Source organism: Tumebacillus sp. BK434 (assembly GCF_004340785.1).
GTDB lineage: Bacteria > Bacillota > Bacilli > Tumebacillales > Tumebacillaceae > Tumebacillus_A.
This window is the reverse complement of record NZ_SLXS01000021.1, coordinates 1-3941: the sequence shown is the minus strand read 5'-3', so window position 1 is coordinate 3941 and position 3941 is coordinate 1. Positions and strand designations below refer to the sequence as shown.

Below are 3941 nucleotides of genomic sequence, written 5' to 3'. Positions count from 1 at the left end.
ACCTGTTCCCATCCCGAACACAGAAGTTAAGCTCTGCAGAGCCGATGGTACTTGGACCGCAGGGTCCTGGGAGAGTAGGACGTCGCTAGGCAATAGAGAAAGGCCCGATCTTATGAGATTGGGTCTTTTTCATGTTTGGCGAGAATATAGAAACAGTGCCGCGTTCGCAGCGGAGCGGAGAACCACCGAAGCGATAGCGGAGGTCTGGTACTTGGACCGCAGGGTCCTGGGAGAGTAGGACGTCGCTAGGCAACAGAAGCCCGAACCATTATGGTTCGGGCTTTTTTTGTCCGACCTGAAAGCGCTGCTGCTGGCTGCAGATGGGACGAGTCGGCCGGCAGCAGGATGCGGCGCGTCTGGTGCGCTTTTTGGCTAGTGATGAGGCGGAGTGGGGGCGGTCCAGGTAATTCACTCGGTAGGCGGGTTCCTGCGCTTTTTGGCGAATGGAGCAGCATGAGCAGCTTGGCAACGGTGAGGCTGGTTGGATGAAGTGAATTTGTTTCGTTTTGTTTGAGACTTCCTATTGAGTGATTGCGAGAGACGTGATAAGATAAGTCCTGTCGCCGCAAGAGATGCGGTGAGCGAAACGAAAACGATTCACACAGGGGTATAGTTCAGTTGGTAGAACGTCGGTCTCCAAAACCGGATGTCGTGGGTTCGAGTCCTACTGCCCCTGCCAAAGATGGCGGTCGTGGCGAAGTGGTTAACGCACCAGATTGTGGCTCTGGCACTCGGGGGTTCGATTCCCCTCGATCGCCCCATCTTTAACAACGGAATGTAGCGCAGCTTGGTAGCGCGCACGCTTCGGGAGCGTGAGGTCCAGGGTTCGAATCCCTGCATTCCGACCATAACTGATCAAGCGCAGTCAGGTTCTTTTTCAAGAGCCTGACTGCGCTTTTTTTATATCATTGATTTTTTATGCTCTTCCAGCGTGTAAAGCTCTAGGGAGATCATAGGATCCGTCCAACTTTGAGGATCGATCAGCAACCCGACAGCAACGAGCGAATTTTTTCAAAAGCGGGATGTCCGGCAGTTTGAGGAAATGCTTCCCGCTGTTGATTGGACAGCAAGCGGTGGAACAGTCCGGCCCATTGCTTGCGAAGGATGTTGATCATATCCTGCGAGGTCTCGAACGAGAAGATCGCGTTGTTTTTCGGACGATCATACAGCTCGGACAAAAATTCATAGACTTGGGGATCGTCTGCAAATCGCATGACGAAGTTGTTATCCTTGTTCACTTTATACGTCTCGTATTCTGTGTGTACGGATTTGGCGATGAAGATGTAGACCTGTTTACCTTTTTCCAGAGCGCGGCGCAATTCGGCCTGCGAGACGGAGTAAGGCGATTGGGCGGACGATGAACCAAGGCGGCCGCCGATGATGGAGATCAGAATGTCGCACAGGTCGACTTCTTCGTAACAAGATTCGGCAGGTGCGTGGAAGGCGCCGTACGGAATCTGTCCGTCCTCGAACAGAATGTGGTCGAACCCATACTCCTGAATGAAGACGGCGACATCTTTGCGAACTTGATGCAAATCGTAAAAGGTAGAGCTGATAAATACTTTCGGATTTGCCATGGTCATGCCCCTCCTATGTTTGACTCGTGCGCATCAAGGTGTGTGTATATTGCATTTCATAGTGGGTCAGGATCGCTTGAATCAGTTTTTCTTTGGTGTGACGGGTGGTGACGGGCAGCCCTAGTTCTGTGGCCAGCGTCCCAAGCTGATTTTTGGTTCGCAGTGAGGGAGAGGTGCGGATGAAGGCTTCCAGCTCTTCCAGAGTGGTTCCTGCCAGTTTGGCCGAAAGCGGGAGGGTTGATATGTGGGGCGAGTCGGGCTGCTGTGAGCGGGAGATTGATTTTGTTGATGCTGCTGTTTCTGTGCCTTTTGTCGATTCTGCACTAGGAGCTTGATCGGCATCGACGAGTTGCTCCAGATAGCGAAGTGCACTTAGGACGTCCCTGTCTGGCAGTTTGGCAAACAGGCGGCCGGCTTGCTCAAAAAGGGCGGCTGCTGATGGAGTTCTCATACCGGTACCTCCTCGCGGACTCGAATCATAAATTCTGTCAGAATATGATGCAGGTACTCCACCTGCTTGACCGTCTTTTTCGGCGCATTGCGCTGTTTGCTCAAGGGGTAGATGGGCTGGTGTTTGAGGGCCGCTTCGGAAATGTCGTCGCATTCGATCATGTATTGGTCAAACACGGAGCTGTGGTCTTGATTTCGCATCTGGTTGATGTAATGCTGATGAGCGCTTTTGGGCAGTCCTTTGTGATTTTCATGCACCATATTGAAGACCACACCTGCTAATTGAGCAGGTGTGTAGGAGGCGGGTGGATTTTCATAGGCACAGAGGCTGGCAAACTGACGGTTGAATTTGTCGATGATCTTGCGTATGCCGGAGAGACCGATCGTCGACAGGTGGTCAGGTTTGGTCGGGACGATGTAGTAATCGCTTGCGAAAATGGCATTTTGCGTGATGAGGTGTAAACTGGCCGGGCAATCGATAAATATATAATCGTAGCGGTCGCGAATCTGTCGGAGGAAATTTTTTAAGATCGCGACTTTTTCTAACTGCAACTGACTATGCTCTTCGAAACTATCGGGTGCCGCACTCTTGTGGGCAGATAATTTTATGTCGTACATCGTGAGGTCCTGATGGGAAAGAATCAGGTCGGCGTGGTTGAAAACATGGTCTTTGGAGGAGGTGACCATCTGTTTTAAGATGATGTCCTGAGGCGATGAGGCCTGGTGTTTGAAGAAGCTGTCAAAAACGGTGTGAATGGTAGGGGTGCCTTGGCGGACCAACTGTAGATGGTTGGCTGCTCCCACGGAGAGATAGGAGAGGTTGCATTGGGGGTCGAGGTCGACCAGCAATGTCCTTTTCCTGCGGTAGGTGAGCCCGGTTCCGAGGTGATGCGCAAGCGTCGTCTTGCCGACGCCGCCCTTCCAGTTGATAATGCTGGTGATAATCGCTGACATGGAGAGGCCCTCGCTTTCGTCTAAGCCAAATGCTGTTAGATATGTATTCGAGTGCGTGGGACAAATATATCTGCTTCTCAATGTGAAAGTCGAAAGAGCGAGAATGGTGGTGAATGGGAGGGGTAAATGGATCATCGGGCACAAATTGTATGAGTTTGTTTCAGTTTGCTGCAAAGTTAGTATTGAGTGATTCTGAAACGCGTGTTAAGATAAGTCCTGTCGCAACGGGGGACACCCCGCTTCCTGTATGTGAGCCATTAGCTCAGTTGGTAGAGCAACTGACTTTTAATCAGTGGGTCGAAGGTTCGAGTCCTTCATGGCTCACCACTGTTTTTCTTTCAACTTTATAGGTGCCCTTAGCTCAGCCGGATAGAGCGTTTGACTACGAATCAAAAGGCCAGGAGTTCGAATCTCTTAGGGCACGCCATTTAGCGGAATGTAGCGCAGCTTGGTAGCGCGCACGCTTCGGGAGCGTGAGGTCCAGGGTTCGAATCCCTGCATTCCGACCAACTGATCAAGCGCGGTCAGGTTCTTGTATAAGAGCCTGGCCGCGCTTTTTTGTGTATGCTGTTTGTAGAGGGGATGGAGGAAAATCGAGAAACATGTAGAGTGGCTGCGGCTGCTTCGTTAGAAGTTTGCAAGTTGGCCGGATTTGTTCCGGTTTGACGGTTGAGCGGATGCTGGCCGCGTGCTAAGATAGCTCTTGTCGCCGCGAGATGCGGTGCTGAAAAAAGAAAACTTACCAGTTGACTTTCGGATATTCGATATGGTAAGTTAATATGCGTCGCCGCGAGAGACACGCGGTGATGGTAGCCCAGCTAAGAACGCGACGTCCTGTCGCAACGCTGGACAATGAACATCCTGTTCTTGATCCTTGAAAACTAAACGAGTGTTACAGAGATGAGATACGAGTCAAGATACAAGCTTTTCAACTTTTATTGAGAGTTTGATCCTGGCTCA

General features: G+C 51.2%; 3 protein-coding genes, 6 tRNA genes, 1 rRNA gene and 1 pseudogene. 8 read left to right on the top strand and 3 right to left on the bottom strand.

All coding sequences use genetic code 11. The annotated features are described in order from the left end of the window. The 5 genes and pseudogenes from rrf to EV586_RS20420 all read left to right on the top strand — a co-directional run. Window positions 1–91: ribosomal RNA gene (gene rrf, locus EV586_RS20435) — 5S ribosomal RNA — on the top strand; the annotation flags it as partial. Window positions 92–320: 229 nt separating this feature from the next. Then, window positions 321–457 (top strand): annotated as a pseudogene (locus EV586_RS21535) (hypothetical protein); the annotation flags it as partial. A 146-nt stretch (window positions 458–603) separates the two neighbouring features. Further along, window positions 604–679 (top strand) — tRNA-Trp (locus tag EV586_RS20430). Between the two features lie 6 nt (window positions 680–685). Beyond that, window positions 686–761: transfer RNA gene (locus tag EV586_RS20425), tRNA-His, on the top strand. A 10-nt stretch (window positions 762–771) separates the two neighbouring features. Continuing rightward, a tRNA-Pro gene (locus tag EV586_RS20420) sits at window positions 772–848 on the top strand. A 132-nt stretch (window positions 849–980) separates the two neighbouring features. On the opposite strand, the gene EV586_RS20415 is transcribed toward EV586_RS20420, so the two are convergent. The 3 genes from EV586_RS20415 to EV586_RS20405 are packed head-to-tail and all read right to left on the bottom strand — an operon-like array spanning window position 981 to window position 2981. Continuing rightward, window positions 981–1577: a DUF4062 domain-containing protein gene (locus EV586_RS20415; RefSeq protein WP_165898730.1), complete on the bottom strand. Its 597-nt coding sequence runs from the start codon at window positions 1575–1577 to the stop codon at window positions 981–983. A 13-nt stretch (window positions 1578–1590) separates the two neighbouring features. Beyond that, window positions 1591–2028 (bottom strand): hypothetical protein, encoded by a 438-nt coding sequence (locus tag EV586_RS20410; protein ID WP_132946908.1) that lies wholly within the window; start codon window positions 2026–2028, stop codon window positions 1591–1593. Further along, window positions 2025–2981 carry a ParA family protein gene (locus EV586_RS20405; protein ID WP_132946907.1) on the bottom strand — a complete coding sequence of 319 codons (957 nt, stop codon included), beginning with the start codon at window positions 2979–2981 and terminating at the stop codon, window positions 2025–2027. Before EV586_RS20405 ends, EV586_RS20410 begins: the two co-directional genes overlap by 4 nt. A 251-nt stretch (window positions 2982–3232) precedes the next feature. Here EV586_RS20405 and EV586_RS20400 point away from each other — a divergent pair. From EV586_RS20400 to EV586_RS20390, 3 genes are all read left to right on the top strand, one after another. Beyond that, window positions 3233–3308, top strand: a tRNA-Lys gene (locus tag EV586_RS20400). A gap of 23 nt (window positions 3309–3331) precedes the next feature. Beyond that, window positions 3332–3408: transfer RNA gene (locus EV586_RS20395), tRNA-Arg, on the top strand. Between the two features lie 5 nt (window positions 3409–3413). Then, window positions 3414–3490, top strand: a tRNA-Pro gene (locus EV586_RS20390). Window positions 3491–3941: the final 451 nt, after the last annotated feature.

Excerpts from the sequence above, each read along its gene's own strand:
- EV586_RS20415 (WP_165898730.1), bottom strand. The coding sequence starts at position 1,577 with ATGGCAAATCCGAAAGTATTTATCAGCTCTACCTTTTACGATTTGCAT.
- EV586_RS20410 (WP_132946908.1), bottom strand. The coding sequence starts at position 2,028 with ATGAGAACTCCATCAGCAGCCGCCCTTTTTGAGCAAGCCGGCCGCCTG.
- EV586_RS20405 (WP_132946907.1), bottom strand. The coding sequence starts at position 2,981 with ATGTCAGCGATTATCACCAGCATTATCAACTGGAAGGGCGGCGTCGGC.